Annotated in this window: 13 protein-coding genes, 1 tRNA gene and 1 pseudogene; 7 read left to right on the forward strand and 8 right to left on the reverse strand. The window is 37.2% G+C overall.

Translation table 11 applies throughout. The annotated features are described in order from the left end of the window. Positions 1-96: 96 nt before the first annotated feature. Together ACFIMQ_RS00375 and ACFIMQ_RS00380 are read left to right on the forward strand one after the other, a co-directional pair. Complete coding sequence (locus ACFIMQ_RS00375; RefSeq protein WP_375703162.1) at positions 97-477, forward strand: TIGR02300 family protein; 381 nt, start codon at positions 97-99, stop codon at positions 475-477. 116 nt (positions 478-593) lie between these two features. Beyond that, positions 594-669: transfer RNA gene (locus tag ACFIMQ_RS00380), tRNA-Ala, on the forward strand. 1663 nt (positions 670-2332) lie between these two features. On the opposite strand, the gene ACFIMQ_RS00385 is transcribed toward ACFIMQ_RS00380, so the two are convergent. Further along, on the reverse strand, positions 2333-2920 hold the full coding sequence (locus ACFIMQ_RS00385) for a hypothetical protein (protein WP_375703163.1): 588 nt from the start codon (positions 2918-2920) through the stop codon (positions 2333-2335). A 112-nt stretch (positions 2921-3032) separates the two neighbouring features. Next, a complete protein-coding gene (locus tag ACFIMQ_RS00390; protein WP_375615612.1) occupies positions 3033-4214 on the reverse strand; it encodes a DNA recombination protein RmuC in 1182 nt (393 codons plus the stop codon). A gap of 90 nt (positions 4215-4304) precedes the next feature. Here ACFIMQ_RS00390 and def point away from each other — a divergent pair, with 90 nt between their 5' ends. From def to truA, 3 genes are read left to right on the forward strand one after another with little or no spacing between them, the layout of a single operon-like run. Further along, the gene (gene def / locus ACFIMQ_RS00395; protein WP_375606155.1) at positions 4305-4841 is read left to right on the forward strand and encodes a peptide deformylase; all 537 of its coding nucleotides are present in this window, start codon (positions 4305-4307) and stop codon (positions 4839-4841) included. Next, positions 4841-5770, forward strand: coding sequence for a methionyl-tRNA formyltransferase (fmt, locus tag ACFIMQ_RS00400; protein ID WP_375615613.1), 930 nt, complete (start codon positions 4841-4843; stop codon positions 5768-5770). Before def ends, fmt begins: the two co-directional genes overlap by 1 nt. A 1-nt stretch (position 5771) precedes the next feature. Then, the gene (truA, locus tag ACFIMQ_RS00405) at positions 5772-6515 is read left to right on the forward strand and encodes a tRNA pseudouridine(38-40) synthase TruA (RefSeq protein ID WP_375703164.1); all 744 of its coding nucleotides are present in this window, start codon (positions 5772-5774) and stop codon (positions 6513-6515) included. A 32-nt stretch (positions 6516-6547) separates the two neighbouring features. On the opposite strand, the gene ACFIMQ_RS00410 is transcribed toward truA, so the two are convergent. Further along, the gene (locus tag ACFIMQ_RS00410) at positions 6548-7411 is read right to left on the reverse strand and encodes an LOG family protein (RefSeq protein ID WP_375703165.1); all 864 of its coding nucleotides are present in this window, start codon (positions 7409-7411) and stop codon (positions 6548-6550) included. Between the two features lie 106 nt (positions 7412-7517). Between ACFIMQ_RS00410 and dapD the strand changes: the two genes are divergently transcribed. Next, positions 7518-8366 (forward strand): 2,3,4,5-tetrahydropyridine-2,6-dicarboxylate N-succinyltransferase, encoded by an 849-nt coding sequence (gene dapD, locus ACFIMQ_RS00415; protein ID WP_375703166.1) that lies wholly within the window; start codon positions 7518-7520, stop codon positions 8364-8366. 582 nt (positions 8367-8948) lie between these two features. Here the strand turns inward: dapD and lepA are convergent. Beyond that, positions 8949-10754, reverse strand: coding sequence for a translation elongation factor 4 (gene lepA / locus ACFIMQ_RS00420; protein ID WP_375615752.1), 1806 nt, complete (start codon positions 10752-10754; stop codon positions 8949-8951). Positions 10755-11134: 380 nt separating this feature from the next. On the opposite strand from lepA, the pseudogene ACFIMQ_RS00425 reads away from it, so the two are divergent. Next, positions 11135-11344, forward strand: a pseudogene (locus ACFIMQ_RS00425) (Arm DNA-binding domain-containing protein); the annotation flags it as partial. A 1015-nt stretch (positions 11345-12359) separates the two neighbouring features. On the opposite strand, the gene ACFIMQ_RS00430 reads toward ACFIMQ_RS00425, so the two are convergent. From ACFIMQ_RS00430 to dnaK, 4 genes are all read right to left on the reverse strand, one after another. Further along, positions 12360-13274, reverse strand: coding sequence for a DMT family transporter (locus tag ACFIMQ_RS00430; RefSeq protein WP_375615617.1), 915 nt, complete (start codon positions 13272-13274; stop codon positions 12360-12362). A gap of 33 nt (positions 13275-13307) precedes the next feature. Next, positions 13308-14213 carry an acetylglutamate kinase gene (argB, locus tag ACFIMQ_RS00435; protein WP_375615618.1) on the reverse strand — a complete coding sequence of 302 codons (906 nt, stop codon included), beginning with the start codon at positions 14211-14213 and terminating at the stop codon, positions 13308-13310. Between the two features lie 1857 nt (positions 14214-16070). After that, on the reverse strand, positions 16071-17213 hold the full coding sequence (gene dnaJ, locus ACFIMQ_RS00440; RefSeq protein WP_375703286.1) for a molecular chaperone DnaJ: 1143 nt from the start codon (positions 17211-17213) through the stop codon (positions 16071-16073). 157 nt (positions 17214-17370) lie between these two features. After that, positions 17371-19263, reverse strand: a complete 1893-nt coding sequence (gene dnaK / locus ACFIMQ_RS00445) for a molecular chaperone DnaK (RefSeq protein WP_375703167.1) — start codon at positions 19261-19263, stop codon at positions 17371-17373. Between the last annotated feature and the right edge of the window lie 263 nt (positions 19264-19526).

Consider the following 19526-nt stretch of genomic DNA (forward strand, 5'->3'; position numbering starts at 1 on the left):
CAATGTATTTATCTTTGACAAAGGCATTATTTTTCGATTAAGCACCATAAAATTCATCTTTTAATGGAATAATAGTTAATCAAAGAGGCACGGCTTATGGCAAAACAAGAACTCGGAACTAAACGTGTTGATCCAGAAACAGGAAAAAAATTTTACGATCTAAATCGCGATCCTATTGTGTCGCCTTATACAGGAATTTCTTATCCACGTTCTTATTTTGAGGTTGCGGCAGCTGAAGCAAACAACGAAGAAGAAGTTGATACTGAAGAGCTTGATACAGCACTTGAAAAATCTGCTTTTATGCTTCTTGAAGATGATGATGTGGATTCTAAAGATGACGATCTTCCTGATTTAGAAGATAGTGATGTAGATCTTGGTGATGATGATGATACATTTTTGTCTCATGATGGTGACGATGAAGATGATGACGTTACTGATATTCTCGGAGGCGGTGTTTCTAACGATGACGACACTTAAAAGAAGTAAAAGAAAGCATCTTTTCTATTGAATGCAAATTCTTCTTGATCTTCAATTTTTCTCGCTTTAAAAGGCTGAGGGTGTGTATTGTTCTTTTGAGAAAGTTTGTTTTTATAGGGGCTATAGCTCAGCTGGGAGAGCGCTTGCATGGCATGCAAGAGGTCAGCGGTTCGATCCCGCTTAGCTCCACCAAAAGGGTTAGCTTTTCTATCAAGAGAATCAGTTATAGAATCTGTGCATCAATTTAAAAGATTTATGTGCTCTGTAACCATTGTTCCAGTAGCGCGTTCCTTGCTTTAATGCTATCATTATGCGTTTCTAATCATTTGTTGGATTGTAAAGTTTTACTTTACATAACAATGGAAAGAGATCATTTTTTATGCTTTATACAGAAATAAAAAAGGGGCTGTTTAACTGACACCTTATATTTTAAAGGACAAAATTTGAATCCTTCTTCACCACAAAATCATAATCTGTTGATTATCGATATCCTTTTAAAAGATAAGAAGTACCTAAACAAAGATTTGGGAATAGAAGACTAAGATATATTTTCCAATTATTGCGAATCAGAACTTTTGTTGAATATTTTTAGTCTTATCAGATGTCCTACCAGTTTTAAAAATTATCCCCTTGAGTAGTATTCACCAACTCAATACTGAAGCATGTTAAATCTTAAATAACATATTGTTATCATTATAAATTATTTATATTATTAAGTGATAACTCTAAACAAAATAAACTTCTCTCACCATAAGCCATAACGCATTGAATCAATAGGATTCCTTCCTTACACATCACAAACGATGTTGGAGGTGTAGGAGTAAAGCAGTGCTATCATTATACTTTTCAATCCCTAATGTTGCAAAAATTCTTATATTTGAGAATGTTCATAAGAGGTATTTTTAGTCCTTTCTTTATGTGTTTTTATCCACATGCCAATCGCGCTTATGTACAAGCCAATGGTTTTTCTTGGTTAAACATCAAGAGATCTGAAATGACAAAATCCTAAGCTATTCAAAACTCTTAATTCAATATGAATAAAGGTATATTACTGTTATAAAACAATGATTTTTAGTAAAAACCGTTTAAGAAAAGAATAAAAATGCCTCTCATAAATAGTCTCAAATGCAAGCGCTATCACAACATTGAAGGCTTATTTGTTTTTTCATAGGCGTTACAGAAAAATCCTTCCCAGAATATTCTGCTCTGTAAAGTTATATATACTTTACAGTCCTATAAATGATAGTGTTTTACAACACTACAAGATAATTTTTTTAATTAATGATGGGGCAGGAAAGATGAATAGACACGCTTCATTCCATACAATACTCAATACACTTAGGTTTCTGAAGAGCTGTAGCACTCCCTTTATACAAAGAAAAGTTTTTATGAAACGATACTCTTTCATTTAATGCATTTCTCGTTTTTTTTATATTGAATATTTTACCCTTTTTATGATGCCCGAACTGCATTTGTTTTAATTGCTATTTTATACGCTTAACAAAGAAAATATTCATATAATAATCAACCAATAATGCGTATAATGAAAATAAAAAAGAGATTATATTTTTTCCTTCAATAATCTCTGGTATTTCACCCAGTGCTCAATGCCAGCGCTAAATGGAAGATCGTTTCTATTGTCAACTCTTTGAACAAAGAGGGAAAATATAGAGATTGCGCTCAAATATATCGTGCATTGCAACAGCTTTCTGTCGCTTGAGTTTATTCTATTCAATAACAATTTATTTTATTCGAAAACCAGAAAAACGGGATAACCTTGTCGCACCATAAGAAATTTTGCCCTCAAATAATTTTATCCCCTCAATTCCCTAATTGATATTTTCAAAAATCCTCCCTAACGCCATCCACATCTCTTTAATTGCTGGTCATAGAGCTTCGATATTCTCGCCATGCGCTGTGCTGCCTGTGAAAGTGCAACAGTGGCATGCCCCCCACTACGCGCATAAGCCCCATGTCCCATATGATAATTTAAATAAAGGCTATATGCATCATCAAACCTCACGCCATTGCGTTGAACACTTTGACGATGGTACCAAGCAACAAAATCAGCAGCATCTGCGAAATTCGTACGCCATGCAAAAGACTTTCCTGTAGAACGAAGATACATTGCCCATGTACTGTCAAGCGCTTGAGCATAACCATAAGCTGTCGACCGACGCTTCCATGGGATAAAACCAAGTAGTTTTTTGCGTGGAGGGCGTGCATTATGACGAAAACTCGATTCCATCTTAATGGTTGCAAGAATAATAGGCATAGGAATCCCATAGCGTATTTCTGCTCTTTGAGACGCCTTACCCCAATTATCAAAAAAACCATTTTTTTGTGCTAAAATAGCGCAAGCGTTGTTTGTGTGAGTGGGAGTGGTTGTTGCACAGCCCCCTAGCAGAAACACCAATGCCCCTAAAAACAAAAGGTGTCGCATATTCTCTATTCCTCTCGTTTAAGAAATAAAACAAGATAGAGATACTAAAAAATGATTACCAATCAATAAAGAGCGTGATCTAACTTGTGATATTTAAGAAAATTGTTTTGCGTTATTCCTCATCAACTAAACGCAATGTTTGTGACTGAGCGGATGTTGTCATTTTTGTTGGCTCAGAGTAATTTTCTTTTAATTCGAAAGTTTCAATGCGATTTGCCCGTTTCATAATTTTGGAAGATGATATTAAAATTCCCTCTATATCTTCACCTGCTTTGTAAAAGTGCTTCTGTAGTGCGCGAACACGCATATCCATTCGTCCAAAATCTTCCATCAGTTTTGCCACTTCCGATTGAATTAAATGCGCTTGTTCACGCATCCGCGCATCTTTCATAATGGTTTGTACAACCTGGACAGAGAGCATCAACAAAGATGGTGAAACAATAATCACATGGGCTCTATTGGCTTTTTGTACCAATGCCTCAAAGTCCTCATAAATTGTGGCAAAAATTGATTCCGATGGCACAAAAAGAAAAGCGGTGTCATGAGTTTCTCCAGGAATTAAATATTTCTGCGCAATATCACGGATATGGACTTCCATATCGGTACGAAATTGGCGTTCTGCCTCTTGACGCTCTTGCGTTGATGCGGCTTTACGCATAGCATTCCAAGCCTCTAGAGGGAATTTAGCATCAACAACAAGAGAAGGTGCTTTATTGGGCATATGAATAAGACAATCTGGGCGCTTTCCGTTGGAAAGAACAGCCTGAAAAGCATAGGCATTTGCTGGTAAGGCATCAGCAATAATTGCTTCCATCCGCCCCTGACCAAAGGTACCACGTGTCTGCTTATTGCTTAAAATGGATTGCAACTGAACAACTTGTCCCGTAAGCGATTGAATATTATTTTGTGCCGCATCAATCACTGCTAAACGTTCTTGCAAACGATTCAAATTTTCATAAGTGGATTTAGTCTGTACCTGAAGTGTTTGACCTAAGCTTGTTGTCATTCCATTGAGTTGCTCACTGAGCGATTTATTCAATTCAGCTTGCCGTTGACCAAAAATTTCCGCCATCGTTTGCATTCGCCCTTGCATTTCAGCTTGTGTTTTTAGCAAGGTAGCCATCTGCATTTGTGCCTCACGCGCACGTTCAGCAGTTTCTTGTTCTAAAAATGTTCTTTTTCGATGAGAATGTATCAGCATAAAAAATGCCAAACAGACAAGTGTAAATAAAAGTAAAACGATTAATTTAGAAAAAAACTCACCAACGAGTATAGAAAAAAACGAATCAAACATAAAAGGTAATATAACGCTCTTATGGTAAAAAAATGCAAGAATCCGTTATTCAATATTGACCAATAAAAAACCTTTGATTAATCTCTTCTTATGCCAATAAGATCTTTAGTTATTTTACCTGATCCGATTTTACGGGAAGAGTCCAAACCCGTTGAGCAGGTCGATTCAGCTCTCCAAAAGCTCGCAGATGATATGTTGGAGACCATGTATCATTCTAAAGGTGTTGGTCTTGCTGCTATTCAAATTGGTATACCACTACGTATGTTGGTTATGGATGTCTCTGGAAATTCTGAAGATGAGCAGAAAAAACCGCTTGTTATTATCAACCCTGAGATTTTATGGCTTTCAGATGAGCGCAATATTTATAAAGAAGGTTGTCTTTCTATTCCTGACTATTTTGCGGAAGTTGAACGCCCTAAACGTCTGCGCGTTCGCTATCAGGACCGTGAAGGAAAACAGACAGAAATCGAAGCAGATGATCTCTTGGCGACTTGCTTACAGCATGAAATTGATCATTTAAATGGGCGTCTTTTTATTGATTACATTTCAAAGATTAAACGCGATATGGTGATACGAAAATTTAAAAAACGCGCAAAAGAAAAAAACACACAGGAAGCAGTTTTGTAATGGCATTACGGTTAAGTTTTATGGGAACACCAGATTTTTCTGTTCCCATTTTACACGCTTTATTGGATGCTGGTCATGATGTTGTCGCTGTTTATAGTCAACCCCCTCGTCCAGCAGGACGTCGGGGGCTTAAATTAGTCCCTTCAGCTGTTCACACCGTAGCAAAAGAAAAATCTATTCCTATCTTTACGCCTCAAACACTTAAAACAGCCGAACAACAAGAGAAATTTGCAGCACTTTCTGTTGATGCTGCTATTGTGGTGGCTTATGGACTCCTGTTACCCAAAGCTATTCTCGAAGCACCGCGTTTTGGTTGTTTTAATACCCACGCTTCACTCTTACCACGTTGGCGTGGTGCTGCGCCTATTCAACGAGCAATTATGGCTGGTGATAAAGAAACAGGTATCATGATCATGAAAATGGATGAAGGACTTGATACAGGGCCTATCGCTCTTTCTCGCTCCATCCCCATTACTGATAACACAACCACTGCTGAGCTTTCAAACAGACTTTCACATATTGGCGCAGAACTTATGGTAGAAACTTTATCAACCCTTGAAAAAGGACAACTTAAACTGACCCCACAATCAGAGGAAGGCATCACCTATGCAGCCAAAATTAGAAAAGAAGAAACCCGCATTGATTGGACAAAACCCGCAGAGTTTATTCATAGACATATCCGTGCGCTCTCTCCATCTCCTAGTTGCTGGTGCAATATGAATATCGGTGGACGAGAAGAACGCGTAAAAATTATTGAAAGTCGCTTAACAACAGGAGCTTCTTTTGAAATTGGGAGGATAGAACCAAATTCTTTGATTATTCATTGTGGACAAGGACGGATAGAAATAACCTCTCTTCAAAGATCTGGCGGTAAAATTCTTGATAGCGCAACATTCTTGCGAGGCGCCCATATTTCTGCTGTTTTTTAATATGCCACGTTTTAAACTCACTCTTGAATATGATGGTTCAAATTATGCTGGTTGGCAGCGTCAAGCAGAACTTCACACGATACAAGGAGCTCTTGAACAAGCAATTTTTTGCTTCAGTGGACAACAATTGACCATAACAACAGCAGGACGAACGGATGCAGGGGTGCATGCTACGGGACAAGTTGCCCATGTTGATTTCATAAAAAACTGGCATCCCCATACTGTGCGTGACGCGCTCAATGCTCTCTTACGTAAACAGAGGGAAGCAATTTCAATCTTAAACGTACAAAATGTCCCTGATGACTTTGATGCACGATTTTCCGCTGTAAAGCGCCATTATCTTTTTAAAATTCTCAATCGCCGCTCTCCACCAGCTCTAAATGCCAAACGCGTATGGTGGATACCAAAGCTTCTTAATGCTGAAGCTATGCATGAAGCTGCGCAAAAGCTTGTTGGACAACATGATTTTACAACTTTCCGTTCAGCACATTGCCAAGCCAAAAGCCCTATTCGTACCCTTGAACGCCTTGATGTTCAAAGAGAAGGAGAGGAAATCTTCCTTTATGCGCAAGCTCGTTCTTTTCTTCATCATCAAATCCGTTCATTCGCAGGAAGCCTCATGGAAGTGGGTATTGGGCGTTGGACAACACAAGATCTTGAAGCAGCTCTTCAAGCTAAAGATCGCAAACGTTGTGGTGTTGTTGCCCCCCCCTCAGGACTTTATTTAACCAAAGTAGAGTATTAATGATCCTTCAAGAGTGAGTATCTCAAAAGTCGTTAAGGCAGTTTATAAAAAGAACGAATTTCTTCAAAAGCTTCTGCTGCTGTATTAACAAATTTCACAAAATTAATATCAGTAGGAGAAATTGTACCTTGTGCAGACAGATACTCAAAATTGACAGTATTGCTCCAAAATTCTTTGCCAAACAATAAAATTGGTACCTGTTTCATACGCCCCGTCTGTACTAAAGTTAACGTTTCAAACAGTTCATCCAGAGTCCCAAATCCTCCAGGAAAAATGGCTAATGCTTTCGCTCGTACTAAAAAATGCATTTTTCGCATCCCCAAATAATGAAAATTGAAACACAAATGCGGCGACACATATGAATTAGGCTCTTGCTCATGCGGTAAAATAATATTCAAGCCAATTGTTGGAGCCCCAACATCACAAGCACCACGATTTCCCGCCTCCATGATTCCTGGTCCGCCCCCCGTAACAACCACAAATTCACGATATTCTGTCGTAGCAGAATAAAGTGAGCACAAACGCGCAAACTCTCTTGCTTCATCGTAATAATGTGACATAGCATGCAAATTTTTCTTTTGTATTTCATTCTTTGCAGCCCACGCTGCTTGCCCAGGTTCAGGAATGCGCGCACCACCAAACAAAACAACTGTTGATTGAATATCATATTCTTTAAGGGTTATTTCCGGCTTTAAAAATTCAAGACCAATACGTTGTGAGCGCAGCTCTGGACGCATCATAAACTCTTGATCGATATAGGCTAAACGATAAGTAGACGAACGCACCTGTGCTGAATTAGAGACTTTATGTATTTGTTGTAGAGCATCCTTCGTATGGAGAAGTGGTGTCCAGTTTTCTTGCTCTGCTTTTCTTTTTTCTTTACAGCCTTTTTTCATGCACTTGCCCTACTTCCTCATCGTTTTATTGACTGAAAACATTTCTTCGCGTAAGTCATAAAGAATAAATCCTGAAGCTTTCAACTTGTTTAACGGAACTTTCCTCATGACCCATCTTACGCAACTCGCAATCATTATCGAAAAAGCATTTGATGATCGTGATTCTATCGATACTACCACAAAAGGCGAAATACGTGAGAGTGTTGAACATGCATTGAACCTTCTTGATAAAGGTGAAATCCGTGTTGCAGAACGACAAAAAAATGGACAATGGCATGTTCATCAATGGTTGAAAAAAGCGGTTTTACTCTCTTTTCGGCTTAATCCTATGCAAATTATTACTGGTGGAATCAATGGGACACATTGGTGGGATAAAGTTCCTTCAAAATTCTCTGGTTGGAAAGAGGCAGATTTTAAAAGTGCTGATTTCCGTTCCGTTCCTGGAGCCATTGTACGTCATTCTGCTTATATTGCACCCAATGTTATATTGATGCCATCCTTTATCAATCTTGGTGCTTTTATCGATGAGGGCACAATGGTTGATACATGGACCACCGTTGGTTCTTGTGCACAAATTGGTAAACATGTCCATCTTTCTGGTGGTGTTGGTATTGGAGGTGTTTTAGAACCACTGCAAGCAAATCCAACAATCATTGAAGATCATTGCTTTATCGGTGCTCGCTCTGAAATTGTTGAAGGCTGTATTATCCGTGAAGGTGCTGTTTTGGGAATGGGAGTCTTTATTGGAAAATCAACAAAGATTATTGATCGTACAACAGGTGAAATTTTTATTGGTGAAGTACCAGCCTATTCAGTGGTTGTACCAGGTTCTCTCCCCGGAAAACCTTTACCAAATGGTGAAGCAGGCCCAAACCTTTATTGTGCTGTTATTGTAAAACGCGTTGATCAAAAAACACGAGAAAAAACATCCATTAATGATCTTTTACGTGCTTAGACACAAGATTAATGCAATAATAATATTTTCTCGTTTTTTAACTTGAATAATAACCTCAAATACAAGGATTCTCTCATTTCAAATCCTTTCATAGTGAATCAATCACTATCATTTCCTTGCACGTTACAAACGTAGTTGGCGTGTAGGTAAGAAACAATTTAAGAAAAGAGTGAAATACTTTTATGAATTCTCTCAAGTGATAAGAACTGTCAATAATATTTTGAGCTGAAAAAGAGTATGATGGGTGCGCTTTGCACCTTTCTGACGCGTAAAGGCGGTAATGCCAAATGGATTTTATATCATTCACAGTGTATTTTACATTATATTTTTTTAAGCACCCATTGTGAAATGGAGCTTGTTGCGTTGAGAAATGTTTCTTTGAAACAAGTGCGTAAACGTGCAACACAACAGATGTATTTTATTTAAAGTATTCTGTTTTACGTGAGCAATATGACACAATGAAAAACATTATACCAAAAAGTGTGAATATTGCGCAATTTCCATTAAAAAGCACTCTTGAACAACGGAATCAATCGACAAAATCAAAAGCGCAATCAATGAGAGAAAATACCCCTTTTTTCGTTATTTGTTCATTTTGAGCGCTTGAATAAATGCCGATTGTGGAATTTCTACTTTTCCAAATTGGCGCATCCGCTTTTTGCCTTCTTTTTGCTTTTCCAAAAGTTTGCGCTTACGCGTAACATCACCCCCGTAACATTTCGCTGTTACATCTTTACGCAAAGCACGAATCGTTTCACGCGCTATAACTTTACCACCAATAGCCGCTTGAACTGGAATCTGAAACATATGCTGGGGAATAAGATCTTTCAGTTTTTCACACATGGAACGCCCGCGCTTTTCTGCAATCGTACGGTGAACAAGCATAGACAATGCATCAATAGGCTCTCCATTCACCAAAATAGACATTTTAACTAAATCACCTTCTGCATAATCTGTCATTTGATAATCAAAAGAAGCATAACCCTTTGAAATCGATTTTAGCCGATCATAAAAATCAAAAACAACTTCATTCAGTGGTAAATCATACGTTACCATAGCACGGGTTCCAACATAGGACAAACCAACCTGTACCCCGCGCCGCTCTTGACATAGCTCTAAAATTGACCCAAGATAATTATCAGGAGTCATGATTGTCGCCCGAATCCATGGTTCTTCTATGGAAGAAATTTTAACCATATCAGGCATATCCGCTGGATTGTGCAACTCTTTAACAGAACCATCATTCATATTCATGCGATAAACAACCGAAGGTGCTGTCGCGATTAAATCCAAATTAAACTCACGCTCTAATCGCTCTTGAATAATTTCAAGATGCAGAAGTCCCAAAAAGCCACAGCGAAAACCAAACCCCAAAGCTGCAGATGTTTCCATTTCAAAAGAAAAACTCGCATCATTTAAGCGTAATTTGCCCATGGCTGCACGCAAATCATCAAAATCGGCAGCATCAATTGGAAAAAGTCCACAAAAGACAACAGGTTGCGCCGGCTTAAAACCAGGCAAAGCATTTTCACAAGGACGACGCTCTTCAGTAATCGTATCCCCAACCCGTGTATCTGCTACCTCTTTGATAGAAGCAGTGATAAAACCAATCTCGCCTGGTCCTAATTCATCAACCTGTACCATTTTAGGTGTAAAAACCCCAACGCGCTCAACTGGATACTTTGCTCCTGTACCCATCATACGAATGGTTTGGCCTTTTTTTAAAATACCATCTATCACCCGTACCAAAACAATGACACCAAGATATGCATCATACCAGCTATCAACCAACATTGCTTTCAAGGGATTTGCAACATCGCCTGTACGTGGAGGTGGTAATTGTGCAACAATTGCCTCCAAAACATCAGGAACACCCAAACCTGTTTTTGCTGATATTTCTACTGCTTGAGATGTATCAATGCCTATCACATCTTCAATTTGTTCTTTAACACGCTCAGGTTCTGCTGCTGGAAGATCAACTTTATTGAGAACAACAACTAACTCATGGGAATTATCAATGGCTTGATAAACATTTGCTAACGTCTGCGCCTCTACGCCTTGGCTTGCATCCACCACTAACAGAGAACCTTCACAAGCTGCCAATGAACGCGAAACCTCATAAGCAAAATCCACATGACCAGGTGTATCCATAAGATTTAAAATATAGGTTTCACCATTCTTTGCCTTATAGTGTAAACGTACCGTTTGTGCTTTAATAGTAATTCCACGTTCACGCTCAATATCCATGGAATCGAGTACTTGTTCTTTCATCTCACGTGTTTCAAGCCCACCTGTTATTTGAATCAAACGATCAGCTAAAGTGGATTTGCCGTGATCAATATGCGCCACGATGGAAAAATTACGAATATAATTACGATCTATTGTCATATAAGGCGATTTAGCAAAGAATAATACAAAACGCAAAGACCAATTATGCTCCGGCTTCTATCAAAAGAATATAAACCTAAAAAGCTTCTCAAAACACAACTTTTCATAGCCTAAAAAATGAGGCTTTTGTTTGCTAAATTAAATCCAAGGGTGCTAAAATGACCTTTTCACATCTTGTTTGATAACTCATATGCTGGCATTATATAATAAGATATTGATTTATAAATATAATTTAGCATTATTTATATTGAATTAAAACCTTGAGTACCGTAAGATTCTCTCATTTCAAATCTGTATCTCTTGAATCAATTAAAATCACTTGCTTGCACATTACAAGCGGCATAAGTGTGTGGATAAAATTTATATAAGAAAGAACTAAAATGGCTCTTATGAACCCGTTTTAATGCAAGAGCTGTCGGCAACACCCACGAGCTTGCAAATATAATGATGGTGCCGACTTACTTTTTCATAAGCGTAAAGATGGAGGTGCTCAATGGATTTACCGTTATACTATTCATAGGCACCGTCGCGAAATGGGATTGAGAGCGTTAAGAGATGTTTCTTTAAAACAAGCCCGTGAATATGCAACGCAATTATGGATGCGTATATCACTAAGGCTTGCAATAAAATTCACAAGAAATGCTTTTTTATTTGTACGCAATAATCTGTTTTTTTCAGCAATCTTATAAAATAAAATGGATATTGAGAGAGATAATTTTCTTCTCAATGTTTAAAACTTTAGAAATAGGCTTTATTGAGTAAAGTTTTTATGCCCTTTTATATAACGCCTTTCTTCTTTCATTAAAGATAAAAAAACATCAAATCTCTTCTATTAATTTATTAGTGCTTTGATTTATAATGACTATTTATTGTTTTGCAATTTAAATGAAAACCCTGAATATCGCGAGCCTTTTTCATCTTAAGCTTGCTTATAGTAAATTAGTCAAATTTTTTACACATTACAAACAGAACTGGACAAACAGGACTGGTGTGTGGATAAAGCCGTTTAAGGAATGAGTAAAATACCTCTTAATAAACTCTTTCAAGTACCAAAACTTGTCGTAATGGGAATTGATAAAGAAAATAATGCTATTAACTTTAACTTTTTATTTTAAGTAAAAATGGTGATATTTCATGGCCTTTATACATTTCACATGGACCATCAATGGGTACAACATCCATTGAAAAAATATGTCTTTTAAAAAAGTGCGTTAATGTACACCATTATGGGACCTGCTTTGAGCGTTTCTATTTTGCATGGGAGTTAAAGAACAAAAGGAATAACGTGCGACGGTGCATAATTTTCATTATTAAAAAATATTACCGTAGATGTTTTGGAAAATTGTTAAAGCTGAATTTAAAAATGATCGTAAAGATGCGCGTTAATTTTCACTTTTACAACTTCATGCTTGGCTCAATGAAGTTTGTTTTGCGTTTTCAGAGGTTAGAAAACAGATAGAAGCATACTATTTCTCCAATTTGGTATGCAAAAACTGGAATAATTTATAGAACTTCTTAATCATCTGAATATTAAAAAAGCTCCGAAAATGAAAACTCTATAAGCAAAAAGCTCATGCAATAAAATCATAATAAAAAAATGTATAGCTAATCAATTTTTTTAATTGCTTTATTTTTTTTACGCCATTGTGAAGGTTGTAATTCAGCCACAATGATCCCAATCAGAATAAGCAAACCGCCCAATAAAGCTAAGGGAGATAAATGTTCTCCAGCCAAACGCCCAACAATACCAGCCCATACCGGTTCACCGGCGTAAATGAGTGTCGCACGCGTAGGGGAAATAGACTTTTGTGCCCAATTCATAGCTAACTGAATGATGGCGCTCATTAATGCCAATCCTATACCAATATTAAACCACACCCACGAAAATTCAGGGATGCTTTCACCCATCAAAGGCATACAAGCAAATGAAAAAAAACCACTAAAAAATAACTGAATAATGGTTACACGCCGACTATCAACCTTATTCGCAAAAATTCCAATGAGTATGACTTCTCCAGCAATCGCTAAAGCGCCTAACAAAGTTAAAATTTCGCCTTTTGAAAAATCAAAACTTCCTGGCTTTTGTCCTGAAACAAATACAAGCCCAATAAAAGCGAAAACAATGCCAATCCAACAGGCTAAACGGGGAGGTTTTTTAAACACAATCCATTGCAAGATTGGAACCATCGGTACATAAAGCGCTGTGATAAAAGCTGACTGACTACTAATTATTGTTTGAAGTCCAGCTGCTTGAAAAGCATAACCAAAAAACATGGCTAAACCAATCGCCATCCCAGCGAAAACTTCATAAACAGTTATACCTTTTATAGAGCGCCAAAAAATTATCCCGCATATAAGAGATGCAACAATAAAACGAAATCCAACAAAAAACAGAGGACCGCTATAGCGTACCGCAATGTGAATGACTAAAAATGTAATGCCCCACAATATTGTCGCAGTAAATATTGCCAATTCTGGCTTACTTAATAAAGGATATTTAAACTGTTTTAGATTTACCATGAAAAACTTTCTCTTCCAATTTTCCTCACAATTTTATGAAACAATAAGCGTACCAACTCCCTGTTCGGTAAACAGTTCTAGTAAAACAGGATGAGGGGTTTTACCGTTTAAAATGACAACACCTTCCACGCCGTTTTGAAGAGCTTTTATACAAGTCTCTACTTTTGGAATCATGCCTCCTGAAATTGTCCCATTTTTGATAAGTTTCTCAGCTTCAGAAACTGTCAATTCTTTTAAAAGTTTACCCTGTTTATCCAAAACACCAGGAACATCAGTAAGAAATAAAAGGCGTTTAGCCTCTAATGCACCAGCAATAGCTCCAGCAAAAATATCAGCATTAATATTGTAAGTTTTACCATCGCGTCCTGGAGCCACAGGAGCAAGAACTGGTATCATTTCAGAACACGCTAAGAGATCTAGCAATGTGCGATCAACTTCAATAGGCTCACCAACAAATCCCAAATCTAAAACACGTTCAATATGAGAATCAGGATCAATGACAGTTTTATAAGCCTTTTCGGCAAAAACCATATTGCCATCCTTGCCGCACAACCCTATTGCCCATTCACCCTCAGCGTTGATGAGAGCAACAATTTCTTTGTTTATGGATCCCGCTAAAACCATTTCAACAACTTCAACAATCCGTTCATCGGTTACCCGTAAACCGTTTTCAAATCGTGATTCAATCCCCATTTTCATTAAAATTTTAGCAATTTGAGGTCCACCACCATGAACAACAATAGGATTAATCCCTGATTGCTTTAATAGAGCAATATCGCGTGCAAATGCTCGCCCCAAAGTAGGATCACCCATAGCATGGCCGCCATATTTTACCACGACCGTTTCATTTTCGTATTTTTGCATATAAGGTAAAGCAGACGATAAAAATGCTGCTTGTTTTTCCAAAACATCTACAGCACCGTTTTTAGCATCATCCATTAATAGAGCCTCCTCATCACTTTTTACCATCTCTTAATAGAATTTAGGAAAAGTGAAAACAATAAAACAAAGCTTTACTCTATCCATCCCCCTGAAAATCGTCAATTTTCTTTTAATTTATGAAGATGAAACACAAAAAACGTCCTTTAAAAATTGACAGTAAAAAATTAAACAAAATAGGTGTCAAAAAACGTCATTATTTTATGATCTTATGTATAAAATTGGAAAGCAAAATTTTGAAAATTTTTTAAGCGACGCCCTATATTCAATTCATTAATTTATACCTATGGATACTTAACAATGAATAAGAATATATACAACCATTGATTTTGTAAGATAAAAATAAAGTTTCTTATCATATAAAATTAACCTATCATCAAGATAAGCAATCACTCAACCGCTTTAGTAACCTATCTCAATTTTTCTTTAATGAAATTGTCAAACGAAGTTCGACTGAAAACTATAATTTGGGTTTTAAAAATTTGACTTTTTTCAATCATTGAACATGAAAAAATGTCAATTAAATATCCCTTTATGAAGAATTATAATACATTTATTTATAATAATAATTTATATATTTATAGTATAAAATCCTAAATGAGAAGTCTGAATATAAGAATATTTTGTCATGTTAACTCTCACATTTCAAATCAATAAAAACCGTTGGCTTGTACGTTACAAATGAACTTGGTATATAAATACTATAGAAAGCTTAAAATACCTCTTATTAATGCTCTCAATAGTAAGATGCAGCAATGTTTGAAACGAGGAATGATAGTATCAACTTACGCATACATGAGCGTAAAAAAAGTGGTGTACAATGAAGTTTTATACCCTTTCAAGCACCATCGCATGCAATAGGGGTACATCCATTAGGAAATGTTTCTTCAAAATAAGCGTATAGATTTGTAACACAATGATCTTCTGTATGGGCGTAAGAGATTTACCTCTATTAAAGATCGCGAAAACAAAAGCGTGAGGGACTATGTATTGCATTATTTAAATACTACTTTGAATATTTCTGAAAGGCGCAAAGCTAAGTGAAAAAGAGGTGGCAAAGCTGGAATTTTCTACTTTTATGCTTTTATATTCTCCTCAACTTTAGCTATATCCTCGTTGCAAAAATTACTTAAACAGATATATACAATACTCTTGTTTCACTCCGACATAAAAAAGTTGCAACAGTAAAGAACATACTGAACTGCCTTAACATTTATTCATTTATCTCAACCATACTGCTCCATGAGATCTGAATTGATTTACAGATAACAGCAAAAGCAAGCGCTTTATTAAAATACAAAACTAAATCCGCAATCTAAAAAGACATGATTACTGCTAAAAGCTGAGATGAAGCATGTAAAGGTTATTTTGAATAAGAATAACCCGTATTTTAAGGAAAGCAATGGTTTAAGGCTATGAAAATGCCAGAAATAAAATCGGTTATAAGAAGTTGATACTTTATTTGAAAAGATGGATTGCCTAACAGCTTATTGAGCGCTGCTTTGTAAGCTCTTGTCTATTTTACAGTTTTATTATAGAGCCTTTAAAAAGAAATACAAAAAACTCTGAATGCATAAAAGCAGTTATTATGATACTGGAAATACTGATTATCCGTCACTCAATCGCGTTCTTATATGGATAAACCCTTTTTGAAATGTCATAGACACTCAAAAATAAGACTTATCCATAAAACTCATAAAATGTACAAAACCATCAGTAGCGGGAGCTTACTCTAAATTAGCTATCTCTTTCTTTTCAAGAACAAAGCTTTTCAAAGATGAAAGAGACAATGAAAGCTTAATAAAAAATAACCTTCCCAAAGTTCTTTCTAATTTATTCTACGCACATTCACATATTCTAACCAGAAATATTTTCAAAAAATTCTTTCATACGAGAAAAAAAACCGTGTGATTGCGGTGAATTCTCATGATTTGAGAGTTTTTCAAATTTTTGCAACAATTCACGTTGCTCTTGCGTTAATTTCTGCGGTGTCTCAATCGTGATATGGATGTAAAGATCACCCCTTGCTTGCTGACGCCGTAACATGGGCATTCCTTTGCCTTTAAGGCGGAATTGACGTCCATTTTGTGTTCCTTCTGGGATCTTAACACGTGCTTTAACACCCTCAAGGTCAGAAACTTCAAACTCTCCTCCTAAAGCAGCTGTTACCATTGAAATAGGAACGCGACAGTGAAGATCTGCCCCTTCTCGTTGAAAAAATTCATGTGGTTTAACGGAAAGGAAAATATAAAGATCACCATTGGGACCACCACGAATACCAGCATCACCCTCACCAGAAAGACGAATACGCGTACCATCTTCAATACCAGCAGGAACATTCACGCTCAATGAACGTTTTTTTTCTATGCGTCTTGTCCCCTGACATTTTGGGCACGGATCGGTAATAGTTTCACCCCGTCCATGACATGTAGGACATGTTCTCTCAATAGAAAAGAAACCTTGCGCAGCACGCACACGTCCAGATCCATGGCATGTTCCACAAACCTGTGGCTTAGAGCCCTTTCTCGCTCCTGATCCTTCACAAACATCGCATGTAACGGAACTGGGAATATTAATTTCTGCTGTTTTTCCTGAAAATGCCTCTTCTAAGGTCACTTCCATATTATAACTCAAATCTGCACCACGTTCGCGACTATCACCACGCTTACGGTGGGTACCTCCCATAATTTCGCCAAAAAAGTCTTCAAAAATATCAGCAAATCCACCACCAGCAGCAAAACCGCTAAAGGGATTTGCTCCCCCTTGACCACCACTGTTTTCAAAAGCCGCGTGACCAAATCGATCATAAGCAGCACGCTTTTGAGGGTCTTTAAGAACTTCATAGGCTTCGCCAATTTCTTTGAATTTTCGCTCTGCCTCTTTATCCCCCGCATTGCGATCAGGATGATATTGCATTGCTAACTTACGAAAAGCAGATTTCAACTTTTTATCATCGCATTCTCGAGTCACGCCAAGAATTTCATAATAGTCAACCTTCATCATGTATTCCTGATAATTTTTCTATCATCCATTTTTATGGATAATATTGCTTTTAATTTATATTTTTAGCAACAAAGTTGCAACTCACTCAAATAACAAAGCCCAGCCTTATATTTCAAAGGCCGGGTTTATAAATTAATCAACACATATGCTGACACTATTTCTTCTTATCATTAACTTCTTCAAAATCAGCATCGACAACATCATCATTCTTTGTCTCTGTTTCAGTATCAGCAGTTTCTGCTTGTGAAGCTTCATACATAGCCTGTCCCAACTTCATACTAACTTCTGCTAATTTTTGCATCTTTGTCGTTATTTCTTCAGTATCACTACCTTCAAGCGCAGACTTCAAATCAGATATTGCTTTCTCAATCTGTTCCTTTTGTTCAACTGACACTTTATCGCCATATTCGTTAAGCGATTTTTCAGTTGAATGAATAAGAGCTTCGGCTTGATTTCTGGCTTCAACACCTTCACGGCGCTTTTTATCCTCAGCCGCATGCTCTTCCGCATCTTGTACCATTTTTTCAATATCAGAATCACTTAAACCACCTGATGCCTGAATACGAATTTGATGCTCTTTACCAGTTCCTTTATCCTTAGCAGAAACATTAACAATACCATTCGCATCAATATCAAAAGTAACTTCAATTTGAGGTATACCACGCGGTGCTGGTGGAATGCCAACAAGATCAAATTGCGCCAATAACTTATTATCACTCGCCATTTCCCGTTCACCTTGGAAAACGCGAATAGTCACAGCACTTTGATTATCATCAGCTGTCGAAAAAACTTGCGATTTTTTCGTTGGAATAGTGGTATTGCGCTCAATGAGGCGTGTGAAAACCCCACCTAAGGTTTCAATACCCAAAGATAAAGGTGTTACATCTAACAGCAATACATCTTTGACATCGCCTTGCAATACACCTCCTTGGATGGCAGCGCCCATTGCAACCACTTCATCAGGATTAACACCTTTATGTGGGTCCTTACCAAAGAATCTCTGCACAACTTCCTGAATCTTGGGCATACGTGTCATACCACCCACTAAAACAACTTCGTCAATTTCACCAGCCTTTAATCCAGCATCTTTCAACGCAGCCTTACAAGGCTCGATGGTACGCTGTACTAAATCATCAACGAGTGATTCAAATTTTGCCCGAGTCAATTTCATTGTTAAATGCTTGGGACCTGATTGATCTGCCGTGATAAATGGTAAATTGATTTCTGTTTGCTGTGACGAAGAAAGCTCAATCTTTGCTTTTTCTGCTGCTTCTTTTAAGCGCTGTAAAGCGAGTTTATCATTTTTCAGATCAATCCCTTGCTCTTTTTTGAATTCATCTGCCAAATAACCGACCAAGCGCATATCAAAGTCTTCACCACCTAAAAACGTATCCCCATTGGTTGATTTAACTTCAAAAACGCCATCTCCAATTTCAAGTACTGAAATATCAAATGTACCACCACCAAGGTCGTAAACAGCAATTGTTTTCCCGTCTTTCTTATCCAAACCATAAGCTAAGGCAGCAGCAGTTGGCTCATTAATAATCCGCAAAACTTCAAGTCCAGCAATTTTACCAGCGTCTTTTGTCGCTTGACGTTGTGCATCATTAAAATAAGCAGGAACAGTAATAACCGCTTGTTCAACTTTTTCACCAAGATAAGATTCAGCTGTTTCCTTCATCTTTTGCAAAATCATAGCTGAAATTTGCGATGGAGAATATTTCTTACCCGCTTCTTCAACCCATGCATCACCATTGTCACCTTTAACAATTTTATAAGGAACAAGTGCTTTATCTTTTTCAACCATAGGGTCATCAAAACGACGCCCTATTAAACGTTTAACTGCAAAAACTGTCCCTTCAGGATTTGTTACCGCCTGCCGTTTAGCAGGCTGTCCAACAAGCCGTTCGCCCCCATCAGTAAAAGCAACAACGGAAGGTGTCGTTCGCGCTCCTTCTGAGTTTTCGATAACCTTTGCGTTTTTGCCATCCATAACAGCCACACAAGAATTCGTTGTCCCTAAATCAATACCAATTACTTTTGCCATATTATAATCTCCATTCAGCAAGCTACCTCAACCTTTATAAAGCATCTTTTTAAGACAGCTCCTCATAACACTTAAAGCCCATATATTGCTTCAAGCAACATAAAATAATAATAAACTGCAAGTCGCAACAAGCCTTGCTGCCTCGTATATAAGAACAGGCTTTTATTGCTACAAGAGAATAATGAGAGAAACATCTCCAAAATAAAAAATTTCTTTTAAAATAGGCACTCTAATGACCTATAAATACCATATTTATGAAAGAC

The sequence above is a fragment of the Bartonella sp. AD13SXNS genome (assembly GCF_042196465.1).
Taxonomy (GTDB): Bacteria; Pseudomonadota; Alphaproteobacteria; order Rhizobiales; family Rhizobiaceae; genus Bartonella.

What these genes read in the sequence shown, in the direction of transcription:
- ACFIMQ_RS00410 (WP_375703165.1), bottom strand. Translation starts at nt 7,411, where the DNA reads ATGAAAAAAGGCTGTAAAGAAAAAAGAAAAGCAGAGCAAGAAAACTGG.
- truA (WP_375703164.1), top strand. Translation starts at nt 5,772, where the DNA reads ATGCCACGTTTTAAACTCACTCTTGAATATGATGGTTCAAATTATGCT.
- ACFIMQ_RS00390 (WP_375615612.1), bottom strand. Translation starts at nt 4,214, where the DNA reads ATGTTTGATTCGTTTTTTTCTATACTCGTTGGTGAGTTTTTTTCTAAA.
- ACFIMQ_RS00375 (WP_375703162.1), top strand. Translation starts at nt 97, where the DNA reads ATGGCAAAACAAGAACTCGGAACTAAACGTGTTGATCCAGAAACAGGA.
- def (WP_375606155.1), top strand. Translation starts at nt 4,305, where the DNA reads ATGCCAATAAGATCTTTAGTTATTTTACCTGATCCGATTTTACGGGAA.
- ACFIMQ_RS00430 (WP_375615617.1), bottom strand. Translation starts at nt 13,274, where the DNA reads ATGGTAAATCTAAAACAGTTTAAATATCCTTTATTAAGTAAGCCAGAA.
- argB (WP_375615618.1), bottom strand. Translation starts at nt 14,213, where the DNA reads ATGGATGATGCTAAAAACGGTGCTGTAGATGTTTTGGAAAAACAAGCA.
- lepA (WP_375615752.1), bottom strand. Translation starts at nt 10,754, where the DNA reads ATGACAATAGATCGTAATTATATTCGTAATTTTTCCATCGTGGCGCAT.
- dnaK (WP_375703167.1), bottom strand. Translation starts at nt 19,263, where the DNA reads ATGGCAAAAGTAATTGGTATTGATTTAGGGACAACGAATTCTTGTGTG.
- fmt (WP_375615613.1), top strand. Translation starts at nt 4,841, where the DNA reads ATGGCATTACGGTTAAGTTTTATGGGAACACCAGATTTTTCTGTTCCC.
- ACFIMQ_RS00385 (WP_375703163.1), bottom strand. Translation starts at nt 2,920, where the DNA reads ATGCGACACCTTTTGTTTTTAGGGGCATTGGTGTTTCTGCTAGGGGGC.
- dapD (WP_375703166.1), top strand. Translation starts at nt 7,518, where the DNA reads ATGACCCATCTTACGCAACTCGCAATCATTATCGAAAAAGCATTTGAT.
- dnaJ (WP_375703286.1), bottom strand. Translation starts at nt 17,213, where the DNA reads ATGAAGGTTGACTATTATGAAATTCTTGGCGTGACTCGAGAATGCGAT.